At 55.0% G+C, this 19,834-nt stretch carries 18 protein-coding genes; 13 read left to right on the forward strand and 5 right to left on the reverse strand.

Annotated elements, in window-relative coordinates:
• Window positions 1–14 precede the first annotated feature (14 nt).
• From IJT02_06540 to IJT02_06590, 11 genes are all read left to right on the forward strand, one after another.
• The gene (locus tag IJT02_06540) at window positions 15–656 is read left to right on the forward strand and encodes an ATP-binding cassette domain-containing protein (protein ID MBQ7544585.1); all 642 of its coding nucleotides are present in this window, start codon (window positions 15–17) and stop codon (window positions 654–656) included.
• Entirely contained in the window at window positions 653–1,549 is an 897-nt protein-coding gene (locus IJT02_06545; protein MBQ7544586.1) for an ABC transporter permease, read from the forward strand. The genes IJT02_06540 and IJT02_06545 overlap by 4 nt, the downstream gene beginning before the upstream one ends.
• The gene (locus IJT02_06550; GenBank protein MBQ7544587.1) at window positions 1,546–2,721 is read left to right on the forward strand and encodes a peptidoglycan DD-metalloendopeptidase family protein; all 1,176 of its coding nucleotides are present in this window, start codon (window positions 1,546–1,548) and stop codon (window positions 2,719–2,721) included. The genes IJT02_06545 and IJT02_06550 overlap by 4 nt, the downstream gene beginning before the upstream one ends.
• A gap of 48 nt (window positions 2,722–2,769) precedes the next feature.
• The gene (locus IJT02_06555; protein ID MBQ7544588.1) at window positions 2,770–3,957 is read left to right on the forward strand and encodes a peptidoglycan DD-metalloendopeptidase family protein; all 1,188 of its coding nucleotides are present in this window, start codon (window positions 2,770–2,772) and stop codon (window positions 3,955–3,957) included.
• Between the two features lie 48 nt (window positions 3,958–4,005).
• Window positions 4,006–5,226: a S41 family peptidase gene (locus IJT02_06560; GenBank protein ID MBQ7544589.1), complete on the forward strand. Its 1,221-nt coding sequence runs from the start codon at window positions 4,006–4,008 to the stop codon at window positions 5,224–5,226.
• 3 nt (window positions 5,227–5,229) lie between these two features.
• Complete coding sequence (locus IJT02_06565; GenBank protein MBQ7544590.1) at window positions 5,230–6,522, forward strand: adenylosuccinate synthase; 1,293 nt, start codon at window positions 5,230–5,232, stop codon at window positions 6,520–6,522.
• Window positions 6,523–6,526: 4 nt separating this feature from the next.
• Complete coding sequence (locus IJT02_06570) at window positions 6,527–7,000, forward strand: GNAT family N-acetyltransferase (GenBank protein ID MBQ7544591.1); 474 nt, start codon at window positions 6,527–6,529, stop codon at window positions 6,998–7,000.
• Window positions 6,997–7,239 (forward strand): hypothetical protein, encoded by a 243-nt coding sequence (locus tag IJT02_06575; GenBank protein ID MBQ7544592.1) that lies wholly within the window; start codon window positions 6,997–6,999, stop codon window positions 7,237–7,239. The genes IJT02_06570 and IJT02_06575 overlap by 4 nt, the downstream gene beginning before the upstream one ends.
• Window positions 7,240–7,280: 41 nt before the next feature.
• On the forward strand, window positions 7,281–7,547 hold the full coding sequence (locus tag IJT02_06580; protein ID MBQ7544593.1) for a hypothetical protein: 267 nt from the start codon (window positions 7,281–7,283) through the stop codon (window positions 7,545–7,547).
• Window positions 7,548–7,566: 19 nt separating this feature from the next.
• Window positions 7,567–7,830 carry a type II toxin-antitoxin system YafQ family toxin gene (locus IJT02_06585; protein ID MBQ7544594.1) on the forward strand — a complete coding sequence of 88 codons (264 nt, stop codon included), beginning with the start codon at window positions 7,567–7,569 and terminating at the stop codon, window positions 7,828–7,830.
• 114 nt (window positions 7,831–7,944) lie between these two features.
• Entirely contained in the window at window positions 7,945–12,834 is a 4,890-nt protein-coding gene (locus tag IJT02_06590) for a hypothetical protein (GenBank protein ID MBQ7544595.1), read from the forward strand.
• Window positions 12,835–12,878: 44 nt separating this feature from the next.
• Here the strand turns inward: IJT02_06590 and pssA are convergent, their stop codons facing one another.
• The 4 genes from pssA to IJT02_06610 form a co-directional block, all read right to left on the reverse strand.
• Window positions 12,879–13,544, reverse strand: a complete 666-nt coding sequence (pssA, locus tag IJT02_06595; protein MBQ7544596.1) for a CDP-diacylglycerol--serine O-phosphatidyltransferase — start codon at window positions 13,542–13,544, stop codon at window positions 12,879–12,881.
• Between the two features lie 68 nt (window positions 13,545–13,612).
• Window positions 13,613–14,233: a phosphatidylserine decarboxylase family protein gene (locus IJT02_06600; protein ID MBQ7544597.1), complete on the reverse strand. Its 621-nt coding sequence runs from the start codon at window positions 14,231–14,233 to the stop codon at window positions 13,613–13,615.
• Complete coding sequence (gyrA, locus tag IJT02_06605; protein MBQ7544598.1) at window positions 14,230–16,752, reverse strand: DNA gyrase subunit A; 2,523 nt, start codon at window positions 16,750–16,752, stop codon at window positions 14,230–14,232. Before gyrA ends, IJT02_06600 begins: the two co-directional genes overlap by 4 nt.
• 64 nt (window positions 16,753–16,816) lie before the next feature.
• Window positions 16,817–17,398: a lecithin retinol acyltransferase family protein gene (locus tag IJT02_06610; GenBank protein ID MBQ7544599.1), complete on the reverse strand. Its 582-nt coding sequence runs from the start codon at window positions 17,396–17,398 to the stop codon at window positions 16,817–16,819.
• Window positions 17,399–17,451: 53 nt separating this feature from the next.
• Between IJT02_06610 and IJT02_06615 the strand changes: the two genes are divergently transcribed.
• A complete protein-coding gene (locus IJT02_06615; GenBank protein ID MBQ7544600.1) occupies window positions 17,452–17,721 on the forward strand; it encodes an N-acetyltransferase in 270 nt (89 codons plus the stop codon).
• 52 nt (window positions 17,722–17,773) lie between these two features.
• Entirely contained in the window at window positions 17,774–18,823 is a 1,050-nt protein-coding gene (locus IJT02_06620; GenBank protein MBQ7544601.1) for a hypothetical protein, read from the forward strand.
• Here IJT02_06620 and folP read toward each other — a convergent pair.
• Window positions 18,798–19,577, reverse strand: a complete 780-nt coding sequence (folP, locus tag IJT02_06625; protein ID MBQ7544602.1) for a dihydropteroate synthase — start codon at window positions 19,575–19,577, stop codon at window positions 18,798–18,800. The two genes, IJT02_06620 and folP, sit on opposite strands and share 26 nt — an antisense overlap.
• Window positions 19,578–19,834 lie beyond the last annotated feature (257 nt).

The raw sequence follows: 19,834 nt of genomic DNA on the forward strand, positions 1-19,834 counted from the left end.
TATTTGAACCCGACATAGCTGCCTTAGTGGACGTGAGCCTGAACATCGAGCAGGGTGAGTTTGTCTACATCATCGGGCAGACAGGGAGCGGGAAGTCCACGCTTTTGCGTCTGATAACGCGTGAGCTTCTGCCTTCGCGCGGGACTGTTGCGGTGGGTGATTTCGACCTCCGCAGAATGCGCAAAGCTGACGTGCCGTATTACCGCCGTGATGTCGGGCTTGTGGCTCAGGACTTCAGGCTGATTCCGACGCTGACGGTCTACGAGAACATAGCTTTTGTGATGGAAGCAATGTCCGTCCCGAAGAGAATCGTTGCCGAACGAACGAAGGACGTGATTAACCAGGTAGGCTTGTGGAGACGCAGGGGGATGCGCCCTGCCCAGCTTTCCGGCGGAGAACAGCAGAGAGTTGCGATCGCGCGTGCTCTGGCAAATTCACCGTCGCTGTTCATTGCCGACGAACCTACGGGAAACCTCGACTTCCACACAGCTACTGAGGTCATGAAGATACTTTTTGCGATAAACGCCGCCGGAGTAACCGTCGTGATGTCGACGCACAATCAGGCAATCGTGAACTCATCGCGCCAGAGAGTTATAGAGCTCGAGAACGGCAGGCTTGTACGCGACGAGAAAGGAGGGACATACACAGCCCAATGACAACATTACGTTACGTTTTGCGCGACACGTGGAGGCTGATAGTTCACCACTGGGTACTTGGCCTCCTGACGCTGATAACTGCAGGAGTGATGCTCTGGATTCTCGGAGTAACTACGCTGTTTTCCCTGAACCTCGAGAACCTGCTATCACGCCTCGAGAGCGAATTAGTTGTTCAGGCATATCTTGTGAAGGACAACACGCTGGACGTTGAGGCGGTGGCGAACAGGATTCAGAATCTAGAATACGTTGCGGCGATGAAGGCGTATTCCCCGTCCGACTCACTGGCCAAGCTGCAGGAGAAGATGGGTTCGCAGTCCCGTGCTCTCGAGATGCTCGGCGATAACCCCATCCCGTGGAACTTCGAGATTCACGTCAACAGTGCCGGAGACGTTGAACCTCTGGTAGGTGCGCTGAAGGCCATGCCGGAAGTTGAGGATGTTGTGTATGCGGGGCTTGTTGTGCGGAGGATCTCTGCGTTGTCGCGAATTTCCTCGAGGGTTGCGCTGATAATGTTCGTGCTTGCAGTGGTAATCACCGCTCTCGTGGTGTACAACACTATACACATCTCGCTGTATTCGCGGCGTGAGGAGATCGGCATAATGTACCTCGTCGGAGCAACTCGGGCATACATTGCGGCACCGTTCGTGTTCGAGGGTACGCTTCTTGCGCTGTTCGGGGCAATAATCGCCGGAGCAGGAATCGTCGGCGCGTACTTCCCGGGCATTGAGCTCATCCGCGAGAATCTTCCTCTGCTCACAAACATTCTGATTACCGACCATCCGACAATCTGGAGATTCTGTGCACTGCTTGCGGGGTTCGGTGCGACGCTGGGCTGGGTGTGCAGTTACCTTGTTGTTGCGCGGTTCATCAACGAAATCACGAGGCCGGAATGAGCAGGAAGATTTTTGCGCTGTCAGTGCTGGTGATAATGCTTCTGCCCGGCCTGGTTAGTGCCGCCGCGAAGAAGTCAGCGTCCAAGCCGAGCATTGATGCGCAGATTGCCGCAGAGGAGAAGAAGCGCGCTGACTTGGCCAAGCAGGCGAAGACTTACCGCGAGCAGGTCAAGCAGATGGGCGCGAAGGTAGAGAGCCTGCTGACCCGAGTCAACACCCTCCAGCAGGACGAGAGCCTCACGCGTCAGGAACTTACGGTGCTTGAACTGCAGAACCAGAAGATTCAGGAGAACATCGACCTTCTTGACGCGAGCATGAAGGACGAGCAGGTGAAGATAGACGAACTCTCGCGGCAGATGGAGGACAGGCTTCTCGACATCTACAAGTACGGGCAGTCCGGGCAGATGAGGACGCTTTTTGCGTCGCGTAGCGTGTTCGAGGCAGTGGAGACGGCGTACCTCCTGAAGATAGTGAACCAGCGCGACGAGGACATACTCTCACAGCTTCAGGCACGCGTGCAGAATCTGGACATGTCGCGCCGTACGATGGACGACCAGCAGACGCGTCTGCGCGAGAAGACACAGGCAGTACAGGACCAGCGGGACAAGTACAACCGCAACATCAAGGAGACCAACTCGTTCATCAAGTCCCTGCAGAGACAGAAGGAATTGGCGGAGAAGGCAGCCATCGAGGCAGAACAAGCACAGAAGCAAGCCGGTGCAATGATAGCTGAGCTTCAGCGGAAGAAACGAGCCAGCAAGAATTATCTTCCGGCGGGCAAGGGCTCAATGTTCGACTGGCCGGTTCGCGGAACAATGGCGAGCTCCTTCGGCAACAGAATACATCCCATTCTCAAGAGGAAGATTCTTCACGCCGGGATAGACATTGCCGCACCAATCGGGACTCCCGTGAAAGCTCCCGCAGGAGGAGAAGTAATCTATGACGGGTGGCTTCGCGGTTACGGGAGAGTTGTTGTGCTGGATCACGGACGAGGTTACTCGACGCTATACGCGCATCTTTCGGCGAGCCTCGTGAAGGAAGGGCAGGAAGTCAAGGCCGGAGCAGTGATAGCCCGAGTGGGAAAGACCGGCAACGTAACCGGGCCTCACCTTCATTTCGAGGTGAGAGTGTACGGGACTCCCGCCAACCCGATAAAGTACCTGAAGAAGTAGCAAGGAGGAACATAAATGCGAAGGATAACAGTTCTGGTGCTGTTGCTTATGACTGCAGGCGCGGCATTCGGAGCGAACATAGACAGGCAGATACAGACGCAGAAGAAGAGCCAGGCGGACATGGGCAAGAAGATTCAGCAGTACAACGCTATAGCCCGCGAGAAGTCCAAGCAGTCTAAGACTTTGCTCAGCCAGTTGTCGCGATTGAGGCAGAACGCTAGCAGTTCGCAGGCACAGATCACTGACCTCGAGAAGGAGAATAACCGCCTCGCAACATCAGTAAGCGAACTCAACCGAAGCATCGACAGGGTCAACGCCTCGATGTCGATAATCCTCAGCACCCTGCGGAATCGTCTCGTCGACATGTACAAGTTCACGCCCGACGAAAACAGCCTGAGCATCATCCTCAGCGAGCAGAGTCCTCATGAGGCGGTGAACACGGCGTACATTCTGCACAGGTTTGCACGTCAGGACGCGGCGATGTTCGAGGAGCTCAACCGCAAGGAACACGAACTCATCGAGGCACGTGCCCAGCTCGAGAAGGACAAGTCGCAGATAGCCCGGCAGACCGACGAGCTCAAGAAGAAGCGTGCGGAGTTCGACAGCACAATACAGCGCACGGACAAGCTCCTGAAGAACGTACAGAGCGAGCAGAAGAAGGCAGAGGCTGCGGCGAAAGAGTTACAGGCGGCACAGCGTGCGGTCGGCAACAAGATTAATTCTCTGATGAAGCAGAAGCAGAAGAAGACCACGACCGTTACCCGCACAACCACAGCTAAGGTTACGACAGTGCAGGGCACGAAGGCGACAGTACCCGTCAAGACGACTGCGACAGTTCCTGCGGGAGGCGTGAAGTCCCTCGCGTGGCCTGTGAGCGGTCAGGTCGTGATGCAGTACGGCTCGCGTGTTCACCCGACGTTCAAGACAAAAATCTTCAACTCGGGCATAGACATCAAAGCTCCTTCCGGTGCACCCGTCAAGGCGGCAGGGCCCGGCGAAGTGCTGTATCAGGGATGGCTTCGGGGTTTCGGCCAAGTTGTCATAATAGATCACGGCGGGAACATCTCGACGGTCTACGCACATTTGAGCGGCGCGTCAGTCCGTGAAGGTGCGAGCGTCAAGACAGGAACGGTGATAGGACGGGTCGGCAACTCGGGGACGGATTCAGAGTACGGGCTTCACTTTGAGGTCAGGAAGAACGGCTCGGCGGTGAATCCCATGAACTATTTGCGTTGATTACGCTGTATAATTTTCGCTATTCTCACAAGGCAGGTGCATAACTCATTGAACAGGAACAGGCTTTATGTTCTCACAATAATAATACTTTCTGCGCTGGGCTTCGTTTACGGCTTGCGGGGGATAAGTGCTCCGGCGGCAGACTTTTCTGAATCAGACATCAACAGAATTTCTCCCTTCAACGTACGGTCATTGTGGCTTCTGAGGCAGATACGCTACATCATAGAGAGCTACCAGGTTGACGCGGAGACAAAGCCCGTCGCTGAAGATGACCTGCTTCACGGTGCGGCAAAAGGCATGGTAGAGGCGTGGAAAGACCCCTACACGCGTTTTGTTGCCCCGAAACAGCTGAAGGACGAAGAGATAGAGCTCGAGGGCAAGTACGGCGGGCTCGGAATGTACGTAGGCGACAGGGACGGACAGATTCTCGTGATAAGCCCGATGGAGGACTCACCGGCAGAACGCGCAGGCCTCAAGCCCAAAGACCACATCGTCAAGGTTGATGATGAAGTTGTTATCGGGTGGACATCGGACAGAGTCGTGCAGAAGCTCAGGGGAGAACCCAACACGAAGGTTACGGTGTGGGTGCGCAGAGAAGGCGAAGAGGAGCTTCTCAGCTTCGAGATCACGCGCGAGATAATACAGCTGAAGAGCGTACGCTACGAGATGCTTTCGGACGACATCGGCTACCTGAAGCTGACGCAGTTCAAGCACACGACCGGCGAAGAGACCAGAAGTGCATTGCGCGACATGATAAAGCAGGGGATGAAGGCACTCGTCCTTGACCTGCGCAACAACGGAGGCGGGCTGCTTGATGCGAGCGTAAAGGTCGTCAGCATGTTCGTGCGCAGCGGTATGGTTGTCGAGACGAAGGGACGTTCTGAGCGCGCAAACGAGAGGTACAACGTCGACAAGTCCCAGTACCTCACGAATGCCCCGATGGTAGTGCTCATCAACGGCGGAAGTGCCAGCGCGAGCGAGATTGTTGCGGGTGCACTCAACGACAGAGGCCGGGCCAAGCTCATCGGCGAGAAGAGTTTCGGCAAAGGAAGCGTTCAGACTTTGTTCCCTCTGACTGACGGGAGCGGAGTATACGTTACAATAGCAAGATACTACACTCCTTCGGGCAAAGTAATAGACCACGTAGGACTTTCGCCGGACATCGAGGTAAAGGGCGAGCCGGATCGTGATATGTCGAAGGATGAGCAGTTACAGCGCGCGATAACTGAGGTCAAGAAATCGATGCGGTTATCAGCGGGCAGAAGATAGGAGATGCAGACAGTGAAGAATGTTGATCTGCTTGTCGGCGCACAGTGGGGCGACGAGGGCAAGGGCAAAGTTGTCGACATGCTCGGTGCAGATGTCGATGTGTTTGTGAGGTTTCAGGGCGGAGCAAACGCCGGCCACACGGTAATAGTTGACGGGAAAAAAATAGTGTTCCACCTTCTGCCGTCAGGAATGCTCTACACGGGCAAGCTGTGCGTTCTCGGAAACGGGCTTGTGATTGACCCGGAGCAGTTCCTCATTGAGATTAACGGACTGCTTGAGCACGGACAGGACAGGGCACGCCTTGCGGTGAGTCCTCACGCGCACGTAGTTATGCCGTACCACAGGATGCTGGACAAACTTCAGGAAGAAGCGCGCGGAAAGGGGCGCAAAATCGGCACGACGGGGCGCGGAATCGGCCCGTGCTACGTGGACAAGTATTCACGTTCAGGGTTGAGGGTCGAGGATCTCATTAATCCCGATGTACTGCGCGAGAGACTGACCTACATTCTCGAGGAGAAGAACCAGATATTCACGAAGCTCTACGGTCAGAAGCCTCTTCCGTTCGACGAAGTCTACGAGCCTGCGAGGAAGTGGGGGGAAGCATTAGCACCGTACGTTGACGACACGCGCGCGCTGCTTCACAAGGCAGTTGTTGAGGGAAGACACATTCTGCTCGAGGGAGCACAGGCGGCACTGCTCGACATAGATCACGGGACGTATCCCTACGTAACCAGCTCTTCAACGTCAGCTTCAGGAGCATTCAGCGGCACAGGACTTGCCCCCAACGACCTGACGAGGGTTATTGCTGTCGTGAAGGCATACACGACGCGAGTCGGAGAAGGCCCGTTCCCGACGGAAGATTTTACGGAGATGGGCGAAAAGCTCCGTGCGAACGGCGGAGAGTTCGGCGCAACGACAGGCCGTCCGAGACGCTGCGGGTGGCTGGACATTCCGGGTCTGAAGTACTCGATGGAGATTAACGGTGCGAACGTCATCGCGTTGACGAAGCTGGATGTTCTTACGGGAATGGGCGGCATAAAGGTCTGCACAGCCTACGAGCTCAACGGACAGCGCATCACGACCTGGCCGAACGACACGCGGACGCTCGCGGAGATTCAGCCGGTGTACGAGACGCTTCCGGGCTGGGACGATGACATCACGCACTGCAAGACGTTCGAGGAACTTCCTGCGAACGCACAGGCCTACGTGAAATACATCGAGGACACGCTGGGAGTGCCTGTAGGGTTAATCGGCGTGGGAGCAGACAGAAACCAGACCATCAACAGAGGAATGTAGCGGCTTGTACCTGCCGGAGATAGACTTTCTCGACTATAACGACCTGCCCGCAATCCTGCGCCTCAACGCCGGAGCATCGTACTCATGGCCGGAAGAGGTTATACGTTCGGATCTGCGGGAGGACTCGCGCAACGAAGCAACATACATCGGGGCTTTCGCGACAACTGCGGAAGCTCCCCTTCTGGGTTACGCTGTACTTGGCCGCGAGAAGAGAGCCGGAGTGCTGATGTGGCTGTACGTTGACGCGCATTATCAGAGGCAGGGCATAGGGACACAGCTTCTGCTGGCAGTGGGCGACTGTGCGCAGTACATGAACTTTCGGATTCTGCGTCTGCGTGTCAGGAAGTCGAACACGGGAGCTATCGCGCTGTACTCTGGAATGTCGTTTATGCAGGAGAGAGTCCGGCAGGGGTATTACTCGAACGGTGAGGACGCAATAGTGATGATTGCGCGCCTGCCTCTGAGGCTGAAGCAATGAGGGTATATATTCCGTTCGATGACGGGTCAAGCATATCGTTCGACGGGGAGACGTTCACGGTTCACAGGAAGCCGAAGAACATTGACTCTGTGGACAGCCCGGACTACGGGAAGCCCTGCAAGGCAGAGAATGCGTGGAATTTCCGCTGGAAGGATGTCGTGAAGGCACTCGAGGGGGCGTACAGGCAGCAGGCGGAACAGAAGAAGGCGAACCGTTCGAAGCAGATATACCGGCCGTGAGGCACACATAGGAAAGAACAATTTTTGAGGAGGCAATCATTATGGCAGAAGCAGCAGAGTATGAAGAAGGCGGACTTGGAACACCCGAAGAATTGCGCAACGAGATTAAGTTAGTTGTCGACTACATACCAGAACGCAAGCTCGGTGATGCTCTTATCATGCTTGAGGACATGCTGGAGTTCAACAAGGAGACGGAAGAGGCACTCGAGGAAGCCATGAGAGAAGAGAATCTCATCGGCCCGTTTTATTCGGCTGAAGAGATGATGCAGGCTGTCATGGCTGGCGATGACGACGACGATGACGACTAGGCGCAAGTACACTATCGAGATGGCTCCTCGTTACAGGAAAGAGCTCCGAAAGGCAATCAAACGGGGCAAAAGTGAGGCAGACATTGAGGAAGTAATCAACACTCTTGCCGCTGATATTCCGTTAGCACCGCGCCACAGAGACCATCAGCTTCACGGCAAGTGGGAAGGTATGCGTGAATGTCATATCGACCCCGACTGGCTGCTGGTGTACAAGAAGTACAAGGATAAGCTGATACTTCTTCTGAACCGTACAGGTACTCACTCAGACATCTTCGGGATGTGATTTCCTGCTCCCCCTTCATCAGCGAGGGGGATATTTTTTTGCCGCTAATTTGTGCTACAATTCACCGCAAATTCACTCGGTGCAGTCAGCTAGCACCACTAGGAGGCAATATCTATGCACAAGCTGAAACTATCACTCTTGCTGCTGTGTCTGGGAATCATCGTAGTACTCCCTGCACACGGCGCACAAATCGGCGGAAAGGCTCTCGGCGATGTCGACGATGTCGTCAAGGAAGCCACTCACGGCTCACTCGAGATTCCCAAGCACTCGATCATGTTCCTCAAGGCCGGAGAGGTCAACGGGAACAACTCCTACCTTCAGACCAGCATCATGACCCTCAACCACGAGTCCGCTCTCGGCATGAAGACGCTTCAGGTTCTCGGCAGTCAGGGTAAGATTGTTGACCCGCTGAAGGAGACTACAGTAATGGAGCAGAACGCTTTTGGTATTCTTCATCCTAAGACCAAGTACGAGGGCGGCATCCAGACCGTACCCGTAATGAATCTGACTCCGATCATCTCACGCAAGATCTACAACGGCAAGAAGGTTGTCATGTGGAACACCACCAACGAGAACAGCTTCAAGGCCTACTTCGCGTCTCTGCAGAACAGCGGGGGGGGGGGGGGCACTAACTACGACAATCCTTCACAGCTAGCTAATGCACTCTCCACATCACTAATCGGCAATCCCTACGAGACCCAGTTCACCAAGATCACACCAGCAAACGGAAAATATCCCTACGTCAGCACTTACGGAAGCATAGTGCTCAACGTCAAAGGCTATGACGGCGAAGTGTTCGTCAACTCCTACGGCGAAGGAGAATACAAGGTTGAGGACACGAATGCAAACTCGATATGGGGACACAGCGCGTCTCTACTAGGCATCTCGACTCCCCCTGAGTATCATTATTACGGCCTCAGTTCCAGAACAAAGATGAACTTCTTCAGCGTCCATGCTGACAGCTCCGGCAACCCTGCATTCTCGAAACTTGACCTGAAGCTCGACATGAACTTTTCCTCGAATGCCGTACAGCTCGTCTCGATGGTCGCAGTTGACATTGACGACGACGGCTACACTGATGATTTCGCGGTGCTGGTCAACACAGATATAGATGTGAGGCTGTACTTCTACAAGCTCGTGTACGACGGCAGCAAGTTCACCCTCAAGAGGCACGGCAATAACGAGTACAAGCTCTACACCGCACCTGAGGCGTACAGGTTCAATCCATCGAGCGAAGCTTCATCGCAGGTTGTGGCGGGGGACTTTGACGGAGACGGGAAATTTGAGGTTGCGGCGGTCTACAAGAGGATCAGACGCGAAAAGAGCAGCGACAGCGGACGAAATTCCAGCGGCAGGGTTGTGGGCGATGTAGGCATTCACGTCTTCAAGTGGGACTTCAACAGGGGAACGTTTGAGTCTCAGAGCAGCACTAAGGCGTACGGCCACCACAGAATAGCACTAATTGGATTCGGCAGCGATCTCACTGGCAGCACCAGCTGGCATAAAGAGTACTGGAGCGGCGTTGCAGGACTGAAGGCAGCGGCGGCTGACCTCGACGGAGACGGCAAGGACGAGATTGTTACTCTGCTTATCGGCAGTTACCGCATGTCAGGATGGGATCCGAGCTGGAAAGTGTGGACCGGCACTCGGGAAGAATTTGAGATGTACCCGTATCTTGCTGTGTGGTCATGCCCGCGCGGATTGATTACTCCCCAGCACGACGAAAACCACGTAAAGGGGAATGGCATCGGAGAAGGGCCGCTGGAAATTTACGGCAGAAACCAGAGCAAATTGTTCGGCGAATCCCTGTGGTACTACACGTACAAGTATATGAAGAATGCTATCTCAGGCAACGGCTCAAGCTCTAGCGGCAGAAGCGAGCCTTATGTGTACGGAGGCTACACAGCAAATTACTTCTCGATGTCCGCTGGCCCGTTCACCGGCACGCTGGGAGTAGGTAAGACTGTTGATGATGTCGTCGTCGCGTGGAACAAAGGCTGGGAGCAGGACGGCACAACCAATGTCTACCTCTTCAAGACCAACGTAAGCGGCGGCTCGTTCTCCGGCTTTGCGGACTGCAAGAAAGTTGCGGAGCTTCCGCAGTCAGTTCCTCAGGGAGTAAGTGCCTCATCAACCGGCAAGGTATGGACGGGAATGCTAGCGGCGGACTTCGCGGGCGAGGGCGTGGAGCTTGATGCCCCTGTTCACGTCAAGGACGAGGGCGACAGAAGCTACATCGCTATCCTGAATGCTCCTCCCTATCACGTGGACACGGTCAGCGCGGACGGAAATTCCATCGTTACAGCCCCGCACAACTTCACTTACAGCGGAGGCGGAGACGGGCAGATGAGAGTCTTCTACGACAACACTACTGCTGACAATACCACCAAAGCAGTAACGTTCGACATGAGCAACTCGGTAGAGACAATTCTCATGGTTGACAGCGAGACGACCCGCTCAATCTTCGGCCCGGCCAAGAAGGGCATCAGCTTTGTGTCGAGCTTCATCTTTGAGCGTCATGCATGGGACGGCACAACGTGGGTTGATGCCGCGCTCGGGGCAATCACCGACAAGGTAGACACCACCGATGAGACGGTGAAGACCACGTCGAAGACCATCACCCTCAACGATGACCTTCAGGCCAGCACCAGAGACAGCATAATCTTCTACAACGCAGACCGGCACATCTGGCGTTACCCTGTGCTGACTGAGCCCGTGCCCGAATGGTTAGTGAGCGGAAAAAGAATCGACTCGACTTCCGGCGACATCACGGACTTCACGGGCAACCCGTACCATTTCGTTACGTTCGCGATGTACGACGACGGCACAAAGTACGTGAGGGACTCGCTGACTGACACGGAATACCAGCCTATTCACGAGGAAGGTAACTTGTTCTCGTACCCGCCTGCACTCGCCGCAAACGAGGGCTATATTGCCGGAGCGACGCTGACGACTCCCACGAGGTGGTCATTCGGAACATCGGCCTTCACCAGTTCAGCGGAATTTAAGGACGTATCAGCGGACGAACGCCAGACTGACCAGAAGGTCGAGCGCAGTGCGGTTACCCAGATTGTGGAGGGTGTCAACAAGTTCATGACTGGAGATAACGCGGCGGCATACACTCCCGAGACGGACAACCCGCAGAAGTTCTCGAAGTCGTACAGCAAGGAGGAGAAGATAGGCTTTGCGCTCAAGGGCAGGAACGACCTCGTGAACAGGGGCGCGGGCAATGAGTTAGCGTTCCAGGCGTACACCGGCAAGGAAGGAGCGATGACCCTTGCTACGGCGGTAACGCTTGCGGCAACAGCTCCGCAGAACTTCCTGTGGAGGGACAGCCTCTACACGAGCAAGGCAGACCCGGCGTTATTGCTTCCGTTCAAGTTCATCGAGCAGGGCAATGATTTTGTCGCCAACACAGACAACAAAGCGGCCATGCAGCTGCGCGGAATGAGGTACTACCTGCCTGAACTGTTGAGCTTCACGGACAACAGACTCATTTGCGGGCTGGACTACAAGATTCATGTTCCTGTGTACAACGCGAGCTTCAAGGCAACGGGGAACTTCACGGCGCGTCTGTCCTACTCGACGGGCAACGACCCTGCTTCGGCCAAGACTGCGCTGGCCACAACGACAATATCCCTCAACGGCTGGAACAATGACCGCAACGACAACAAGGGCTGGCTTGTGTTCAACATGCCCGGCTCGGCGACACGGAGCATTGCGAGCGGGAATTATTACCTGTGGGTTGAGCTTGACACGACGAGCGCGGTCGATGAAGTTCACGAGGCACGCATGGCCTCCGACAACAAGACAGTTAGCGATTACGGCGGGAACAACACGGGGTATTCATCGGTTGTGTTCGTGAACATGAACAGCAGCAATCTCCTGACGAAGAAAAACAACAGCGTGAAAGCTAGCTTCAGTTCAGCGGGCTTCAGGGCTTCTGCTGAGGGTAATGTCAGCGGGAACAAGACCACAATCACCACGAGCCTCACGATGAACGGAATGCACAACATGGCTGACCTTGATACGTTCCTGAACTCTCAGGAGGATCATTCGGCGCGCGTTCCTGTGCTGTGTGAGATAACCTACAACGGAGAATACGTCATACCTTACGCGTCGATAGCGGGCTACCACGTCAGCAACGCGACCGAGAAGCTGGCGGAGTATGCCTACGCTCTTGAGGACATCCCGAAGAGCGAGAAGGAGGAGTTTGCGTACACTACGTTCGCGATGGTTCCCGGACAGACCAGCAGATGCACGCTGATGCTCTGCGCTGACGACATGAAACATCCCGCCGACGACGCAAGCGACACGATGACGTACTTCGAGATAGCCATTCCCGGCTTCGACGTGAACTTCAACTGGGCGAGTGAAGGTGCTGTGGATATTCTGCTCGGTGATGATTCGGTCGAGGACGTGTATGCGTACCTTGCGGATGTTGCGGCAGAAATCAGTGCGGATGCTCCGTTTGTGAGCGACGATGTGGTTACCGTCATGCTGAGCAAGGACTACACGCTCACGAAATCTTCTGCGGTGTACTGGAAGATTAAGGAAGTGAAACTACGCGGCTCTGACAGCACGGACGTTGTGCTCGAGACGAGCATTCTCAGGACTAGTTCGGTGGACTTGGCCGGAATGGACGTATCCTTCGACGAGAACGCGAACTCTGCGGACATTCTGCTGATGCTCACGCCGGAAGTTATGCCTGATAATGAAGTTGTCGTATCTGTGAGAACAGTTCCGTACGTTACGAAGAAGGGCGTGTACGAGCTTCACGTCCAGACATCGGCGGGCAAAGTGGTAAGCGGTGATGTCGCCTCTGACGACGAGAACAACGCTGACGAGGTCTGGGAGGACGAAGCAGTTCTGGTGTTCGAGGTTGCGGCGAGCGCGGGCAACGAGGAAAGTACGGGAAGCGTTCAGTCATCAGGCGGCGGCTGTGATGCAGGCTTTGGCGCGGCGGGACTGCTGCTCTTGCTGATGATTAAGCGCAAACTTTAGCGGAAAAGAAAAGAGCCGGTGAACACTGCCCGGCTCTCTTTATGTCAATGTTCTTCTCTGGCTTCGGGCTTCAGAAGCCACATCCCCCAGTCGAACCGTATCAGCCCGCTCACGATGTACAGCGCAAACAGGAACAGCGGAGCACTCCCCCTGAGTACCACGAACGACACAACGAGCATCGTCAGCAGCGCAAAAAACTTTACGGGGTCAGCAGTCTTCTTCGTGAGCTTCTTCATGTTCGCGTAAGGTATGCTCGAAATCATCAGCAGTCCCACTCCGACGAGAACTCCCGCCATGAACCACGCAGGCAGCCTCAGCCGAGCAAGTACAAACGACGACACGAACAGCCCTCCCGCCGGGCACGGCAGACCCTGAAACGGTCCGGGAACGTGCACGATGTTGAACCGCGCAAGCCTCAGCGCAACGCACAGCGCAAAGAAACACGCCGCGACCGCCCCGAAGATATACAGTCCTCTTACGCTCACCTGATACATCAGGATAGACGGCGCAACACCGAAGCTAACCAAGTCCGCCAAGCTGTCGAACTCAAGCCCGAACTGTGAGCCTCCTCCGAGCATACGTGCTACTTTGCCGTCAAAACCGTCGAAGATCACCGCGAAGAACACAAGCCACGCCGCAGGTACATACCTTCCGTGAAGAACCATCATTAACGAGAACACTCCGCACAGAAGGTTTCCGCTCGTTACCATGTTGGGAGCTATGTACTTGAACTCTAGCGGCTTCCTGCCGACACTTCTTCTTCTCCTGAGAAAGAACCTCAATCCCTCATCACTCCTATCAATGACTCTCCTGCCCTTACATTATCCCCCAATTTCACGCTTATTGCTGTATCTTTGGGAAGATAAAGGTCAACACGCGAGCCCAGCTTTATCATTCCGTAACGCTGTCCGGCCTCCAGCACATCGCCGCGATTTACCCTGCACACGATGCGCCTTGCAAGAAGCCCTGCAATCTGCACCATCATCACCCGTCCCCACTGCGTCGACAGCCCCACGTAGTTGCGCTCGTTGATCTCACTGGCTTTCGGCGCAAAGGCGGCTATCTTCTTGCCCGGAACGTACTCCATGAAATCAATCTTGCCGGTGCAGGGGGCTCTGTTCACGTGTACGCTGAAGACGTTCATGAAGATTCCTACCTTCAGGGCTTGGCCGGTGAACGGATGGTTAGCCTCCGCAATCTCTACTATCTTTCCGTCAGCAGGCGAGTAGAACTCTCCGTCCCTGTAGGGTGCTGAACGTTCCGGGTCGCGGTAGAACCAGATAACTAGACACGCGAGAGCACCCATTACCGCCGCCGGAATCCACGAAATCACCGCGAATGCCAGCGTGCACAAGACCAGAAAGGCTATCGTCTGCAGGCCGTCTTTGGCGAACCTCATCGCTCAGCCTCCAGCGCGGACGCAAAGGACAACTCGCTGCTGTCTTCTTCTCCTGTCCTGTTGAGGCTGCAGTCCGCCACAGAGTCGCCTTCGTCGAGACGTACGATAATGTTCCCGACAGAATGACGCTTCATCACCGCTGTGTCGCTCACGGGCATACGTATTATCCTGCCCTTCGACGAGATCACGAGAATTTCATCATCATCCCTCACAGCGATTGACGCGGAGAGCCTTCCTGTCCTCTCGGTGAGATCCATTATCCTTATGCCGCCGGTAGCCCTGTGGTGAGGCATGAACTCGCTGAACGGCACGCGCTTGCCTATCCCGAACTTGCTCACGACGAGCATCTTGTGTGTATCGTCAACCACATCACAGCTCAGGACTTTGTCGTCATCCTTAAGGATAATCGCGATTACTCCCCTCGCGGCGCGTCCCATTGAGCGGAACTCGTTTTCGTTGACGCGGAGTGCCTGTGCGTGCCTCGTAACCAGAATCAGATCATCATTGCCCCGTGTCAGCCTGACCTGCGCAATCTCGTCGCCTTCGTCGAGGCTGATTATTCTCTTTGCGCGGTTGGTGTACTTGAGATCCTCGAAAGCCACGCGCTTTGCGATGCCCATTCTCGTAACGAAGAAGGCATACTTCCAGTCGTTTGCCCTGTCTCCGGCAATGTTCACGATGCGTTCGCCGTCTTCCGTGTTCAGAGGCAGGTAACGTGATACAGGCTTGCCCTTCCCCAGTTTCGCTTCTGGAATCTCGTGTCCCTTCAGCGACATTATCCGGCCGAAGTTCGTGAAGAAGTACAAATCCCTATGTGTGTTGGTTACGCACAGGTCTGCAATGCTGTCGTCCTCCTGAATGCTCGCACCTCTCCTGCCCTTGCCTCCGCTGGCCTGTACCCTGTAGAAGTCCACAGGCTGACGCTTAATCAGCCCGTCCTTCGAGAGCGTAATCACGATGTCTTCTTCGGGGATAAGGTCTTCAACTGTAGTTTCGCGGTACTCGTCGACGATTGCAGTGCGCCTCTTGTCGCCGAAACGTGCGGCTAACTCCTTGAGTTCGTCGCGAATAACCATGTCGAGCGTGTGCTTGTCGCCGAGAATGCCCTGATACGTCGAGATGTCAGCGAGAATCTTGGCCTGCTCCTCGTCGAGCTTAGAGCGTTCAAGGCCGGTGAGCCTCTGAAGCCTCATATCAAGGATTGCCTGTGCCTGAACCTCCGAAAACTCAAGCACGCTCTGAAGGTTGGCTTTGGCTTCTGCGGCGTTGTTTGTCGCGCGAATCGTCCTGATGACCTGCTCAATGTGCGTCAGTGCCTTCTTCAGACCCTCGATGATGTGTTCTCTGGCCTGTGCCTGCGAGAGCCGGTGCTCTGTCCTTCTCCTCACGACCTCGCGCCTGTAGTTCAGGTAAATGCTGAGAAGCCGCTTCAGGGGGAGGATTTCGGGATTCTTGTTGACGAGCGCAAGGTTGATGATGCCGAACGTCGTCTGAAGCTGTGTGTGGCGGTAGATTTGCCTCATCACGAGCTTTTCGTCTGCGTCGCGCGAACACTCGATGACGATTCTCAGGCCGTCGCGGTCTGACTCGTCGCGCATCTCGGACACTCCCTCGATCTCCTTGTTCTGCACCGACTGAACCATGTTCTCGAGCATCAAGGTTTTGTTGACGGTGTAGGGTATCTCGGTGATTACGATTCTCGTGCGGCCTCTGCTGTTCTCCTCGACGTGCATTTTTCCGCGAACAGTGATTTTCCCGCGCCCCGTAGTGTAGGCCTCGAGTATCGCGCTCCGTCCGAGTATCTCTCCTCCTGTCGGGAAGTCCGGGCCGGGAAGGTAACGCATAATATCGCGCAGGTCAGCGTCTTCGGGCTCTGTCTTGGAGTCTATGAGCCAGCACAGAACGTCAACAACCTCGTTAAGGTTATGGGGCGGCATGTTGGTAGCCATTCCGACGGCAATACCTGTAGAGCCGTTCACGATGAGGTTCGGCAGGACTGACGGAAGAGTCAGAGGTTCCTTCAGGGACTCGTCGAAGTTCTGCCCCCAGTCTACGGTGTCCTCGTCGAGGTTCGAGAGCATCAATTCTCCGAGCCAGCTCAAACGTGCTTCCGTGTAACGCATTGCGGCGGGGCTGTCTCCGTCGATTGAGCCGAAGTTGCCCTGACCGTCAACGAGTGCATAGCGTAAGTTCCAGTTCTGCGCGAGACGAACCATCGTGTCATAGATTGCGGAGTCTCCGTGAGGGTGGTACTTACCCATAGTTTCACCGACGATACGTGCGGACTTCTTGTAGGCTGTGTTGTGCTTAAGGCCGAGCTCGGACATCGCGTAGAGCACCCTGCGCTGAACGGGTTTGAGGCCGTCGCGCGAATCAGGAAGTGCCCTTCCGACGATGACGCTCATTGCGTAGTTCAGGTAACTGTTCTTGATCTCTCCGACAAGCGGCAAAGGTATGATCTTCCCCGCCTCGTCGGGAAATATATCATTGTCAGGCTGGGTTATATTTTCGTCAGGCATAAATGAAAAGCTGTCTCCTCTCTGAATTATAATGTGGACGGGGTAATTGTAGCATGTTTCCTGATTATTCCGGCGTAATCACCGCATGAAGTACATCCCTGACCTGAGATGAATCGCTCACGCCGGTTCTGCACCACACGGCGAAGTGCTCGCAGTTGTTCACCGGGAGGCTGTAGCCCTCCGTACCGATGCGGCTTCGTGCACGTTCGACGGCGCGTCTGCCTTCGGGGTCTGCGGTGTAGCCAGTGAGCGTGCAGGATGATGTGCTGTCTCGTGAACTGCATACGTTCGGCACGAGGAGTCTTGCGGTGCACGTGCTGCCGGAATACCTGCACACCATGAACTCACTTGCTCCGTCGAGGAAGTCATCAAGCGGCGTTTCTTTGACGATGCCGTTGAAGTCGTTGTGCCCATTCCGGCCGGTGTACTGTATCGCGTGAAGCTCGCTGTGTCCGTTGCGGCCAAGTGTACGCACAAAGATTCCGTAGTGGTCGTAAAGTCCTCTGTCTACCTTGATGACCTCTCCGCTCATTACGTCGTCGATGCTGATAATGCCGTCGTATTGGCGTGAACGTTCGCGCCTGTCCCGATAGTCGAGGACTGTGCGGAGGATTCTTTTTCCTGCCTCGCGGAATAACTCATTCATGAAATCATCTCCTGTTCATGGGGTATACTAGTGCAATCAAGGAGGAATGTACAATGCAGATTGTCTTTGAGGAAGAGAGAAACAGGAGTGCGGCATATGACGGAGACAGGCAGATAGGAGAGTGCGAGTTCAGCTTGTCGGGTGGTGAGTGGGTGATTACGCACACAGGCGTGCGGCCCGAGTACGGCGGACGGGGAATAGCGAGGGAGCTTGTCGGGAAAGTCATTGAGGAGGCCCGAGCCCGGAAGATGAAGGTTGTGCCTGTCTGTTCGTACGCGAAGAAGATGATGGAGGGCAGGGAGGAGTACGCTGACGTGCTGTGAGGTGTGAGCGTGCTATAATGGGGGCATTCTTACAGACAAGGAGAGGTTGACAGTGATGGATAATCTGGGTACAATGCGCCCAACGCCCAACGCCCAACGCCCAACGCCTGATTCTGCCCAAAATCAGGACGAGGTAATTCACGTAGTATTAGCGGTGTATGACCCGTCGGGAACTTACTCACAGCACGCCGGAGTCGTAATGACCTCCATCTTCGAGAACACACAGAGCAAGGTTACAGTTCACCTTCTTCATGATAACACACTCACGGAAGAAAACAGGCAGAAGTTCATACGCACTGCAGAGAAGTACTCGCAGGGGCTAGAGTTTCACGACGTTACGGAATACTTCTCGCAGGTTTCTGATGACGTGAAACGCTCAACAAAACAATTCACAGTAGGTACTCTGTTCAGGCTTCTTATCCCACACACCATAAAACTCGACAAAGTCATATACCTGGATACAGACCTTGTTGTGAACATGGACATAAGGGAGCTGTGGAATGTAGACATCGGCCAGAATTGCATAGCCGGATATCATGACAAGCTGTTATACGAACGCCTGCAAGACCGCGTAATAGGATGGCTCAACGGCGGGGACAGCAGAAACGAGATTAATGCAGGAGTCCTGCCCATGAATCTCGCCATGATTCGCAAGAAAGGGGATATGTTCCGTGATGCCATGAAATGGTTTTCTCGCAGGTATCACCTTGCAACTCGTGCAGACCAGAGCTTCATCTACGTCTACTTCGGCAACTCAATAACTATGCTTGATGAAAGAATGAATCTCAGAAATCCTCCTGCATCAAGAAGCGTCGACGACTGCATAATACATACAGCCGGAGGTGTGAAGACGTGGGAAATGTCAGGATTTCCTGTTAATAAACTATACTGGCATCACTACCTGAGAAGCGCATGGGGAGAAAACAGCAGCTGCGAAGAACTGCTTGAAGCAATATCGTCCCGCATCAAACAGCCGCAGCCCAAGCCCTGCCTGATAAAACGCATCGCAAGAAGGCTGTTCAACACAACACCTGCTGTCATAGTGCGTATCCTCCTTAAGGACATATACTACCGCCTCAAGCACGCTCTCTCGCGCCACTGACACCCTCAGCAATCCTCAGAGCCGCCGCATTCTCCTTCACGTCATGCACACGCAGAAGGCTCACCCTCCCCGCCATCAACGCCGACACTGCCAGAGTTCCCGCCAGCCTCTCAGTGCCGGTGAACCTCTTGCGCGAATGCCCGACCAGCACGGGACAGCCCCACACTCTCAGGCTCTCGATGTCCTTCAAGACCGCAAAATTATCCGTAGCACTCTTCCCGAAACCCAAGCCCGGATCTACTATGACCTGTTCGCGTTTAACCCCTGCGCCTTCAAGCACAGCAAGTTTTCCGCCCAAATCTCTGACCATTCCGCCGGGCATGTCGTCATCACGGCCGTAGTACGACAGCACATAAGGCACATTCACTTCACTCACAGCCTCCGCCATCTCCGCGCTGAACATAACATCGTTGATGATGTCCGCTCCCTCACTCACTGCTGCCCGCGCAACTTCAGGCTTGTACGTGTCGACAGAGATTATTGCGTCAGGAAAGTTCTTACGCAGTGCCCTCAAAGCTGGAAGCAGTCGGCCAAGCTCCTCGTCCGCGCTCACCGGCTCTGCTCCCGGCCTCGTGGACTCCGCCCCGACATCGAGAATGTACGCTCCCTCCTCCAGCATCGCCTCAGCCCGCGTGAGTATCCCCGCCTCGTCAACTCTGCTCTCGGGGAAAAACGAGTCCGGCGTAACGTTCAGGATGCCCATCAGCTTCGTGTGAAGACTCAGGGTGATTGTGTGTCCGGCAGGTGAACTCATCGACCACTCGTGAACGTTTAGGTTCTTCACAGCGTCGGCCAGCTTCTCGCGGAACTCCTTAATCCCCCAGATGTCCATAGCCTTCAGCTTCTCCTGCAGGCTCCGTAATTGTGTGGGCGTTGCCATGATGAGCACGTCGCTTCGTTCTGCCTTGCCGTCGATTACGTGCTTCGTTACCGCCGCATCTCCTCCGCGAGCAAGAATCTCCTGTTTGATGAACCCGGCGGCCCGAAAATCTACATCATCCGCGTAAACGT

It is taken from the genome of Synergistaceae bacterium (assembly GCA_017450125.1).
In the GTDB taxonomy this organism is placed as follows: domain Bacteria; phylum Synergistota; class Synergistia; order Synergistales; family Aminobacteriaceae; genus JAFUXM01.

Excerpts from the sequence above, each read along its gene's own strand:
- IJT02_06600 (MBQ7544597.1), bottom strand. The coding sequence starts at position 14,233 with ATGAGGTTCGCCAAAGACGGCCTGCAGACGATAGCCTTTCTGGTCTTG.
- IJT02_06580 (MBQ7544593.1), top strand. The coding sequence starts at position 7,281 with ATGGCAGAAGCAGCAGAGTATGAAGAAGGCGGACTTGGAACACCCGAA.
- IJT02_06555 (MBQ7544588.1), top strand. The coding sequence starts at position 2,770 with ATGACTGCAGGCGCGGCATTCGGAGCGAACATAGACAGGCAGATACAG.
- folP (MBQ7544602.1), bottom strand. The coding sequence starts at position 19,577 with ATGAGTTCACCTGCCGGACACACAATCACCCTGAGTCTTCACACGAAG.
- IJT02_06545 (MBQ7544586.1), top strand. The coding sequence starts at position 653 with ATGACAACATTACGTTACGTTTTGCGCGACACGTGGAGGCTGATAGTT.
- gyrA (MBQ7544598.1), bottom strand. The coding sequence starts at position 16,752 with ATGCCTGACGAAAATATAACCCAGCCTGACAATGATATATTTCCCGAC.
- pssA (MBQ7544596.1), bottom strand. The coding sequence starts at position 13,544 with ATGGTAACGAGCGGAAACCTTCTGTGCGGAGTGTTCTCGTTAATGATG.
- IJT02_06610 (MBQ7544599.1), bottom strand. The coding sequence starts at position 17,398 with ATGAATGAGTTATTCCGCGAGGCAGGAAAAAGAATCCTCCGCACAGTC.
- IJT02_06550 (MBQ7544587.1), top strand. The coding sequence starts at position 1,546 with ATGAGCAGGAAGATTTTTGCGCTGTCAGTGCTGGTGATAATGCTTCTG.
- IJT02_06565 (MBQ7544590.1), top strand. The coding sequence starts at position 5,230 with ATGCAGACAGTGAAGAATGTTGATCTGCTTGTCGGCGCACAGTGGGGC.
- IJT02_06585 (MBQ7544594.1), top strand. The coding sequence starts at position 7,567 with ATGGCTCCTCGTTACAGGAAAGAGCTCCGAAAGGCAATCAAACGGGGC.
- IJT02_06575 (MBQ7544592.1), top strand. The coding sequence starts at position 6,997 with ATGAGGGTATATATTCCGTTCGATGACGGGTCAAGCATATCGTTCGAC.
- IJT02_06615 (MBQ7544600.1), top strand. The coding sequence starts at position 17,452 with ATGCAGATTGTCTTTGAGGAAGAGAGAAACAGGAGTGCGGCATATGAC.
- IJT02_06590 (MBQ7544595.1), top strand. The coding sequence starts at position 7,945 with ATGCACAAGCTGAAACTATCACTCTTGCTGCTGTGTCTGGGAATCATC.